General features: G+C 65.2%; 1 pseudogene. It reads right to left on the bottom strand.

The window, feature by feature from the left end:
- Positions 1-567: 567 nt before the first annotated feature.
- Positions 568-798: pseudogene (locus tag NKJ28_RS32945) on the bottom strand (hypothetical protein); the annotation flags it as partial.

Raw genomic sequence — 798 nt, 5'->3', positions numbered from 1 at the left:
ACCTCGGTCCCGGCCGATGAATTGACGGCCGACGAGGTTCTGCAGACCTATCGGCTGCGCTGGCAGGTCGAACTCGCCTTCAAGCACACGCAAGACGATGATCGTCCCGCTGGCTCGCAAGCTGCTGATTGCGCTGTGGCATCTCGTCACCACCGGCGAGGTGCCGCAGGGCGTCGTCTTGCGTGCGGCGTGATGAGGGCACGTGGGAAGAGGAGAACAAGCCAATTGGCGGGCCCGCAGCAGGGTCTGCCGATGACGATCCGAGGTGGCGGTGACCCGCGCTACAACATGGTGTTTTGCAGGCCGTTCTGAAGAATGGGCCCGCCGCCCCGGAGCTTCGCCACCGATGCGCATGCTGCATCATGGTTTACATCCACGGGGATCTACCGCATACAAGTCTGCCGCGCGGACCTTCGCGCCTGGCTCGGCGAGCTCGCCTCGGAATCTGTCGTCGGCGTTTTGGCCCCCGCAAGAAAGGGACTCACCCGACCCGACAAAGCCTGCCGCCGTGCTCGTGACTGTCAAGACAAGTCGCTGCGCGATGGGCCTGCGGCCCACCCTTGACCGTCACTGCGCGCGGCGGACCCGGTCGAAGCCCCGGTCGGGGACGAGGAGATGGTCGCCAACTGGCCGAACCAGGAGATGAGGAAACGAACGAAGAGCAAGCTTGACAATCATCGCCCCATACAAGTTGTAGCCGGCGGCGGCCAGGGTGGCGATGACGGCGTCGGCCCTGCTTGCCGGCGAGATAGTTGCGGCCCATCCGGTGCTCGGCCTTGACGTGGCCGATCACGGGCT

This window comes from Mesorhizobium sp. M0145 (assembly GCF_040322355.1).
Taxonomy (GTDB): Bacteria; Pseudomonadota; Alphaproteobacteria; order Rhizobiales; family Rhizobiaceae; genus Mesorhizobium.
The sequence above is the reverse complement of the archived record's forward strand: the minus strand, read 5'-3'. Positions and strand labels throughout refer to the sequence as shown.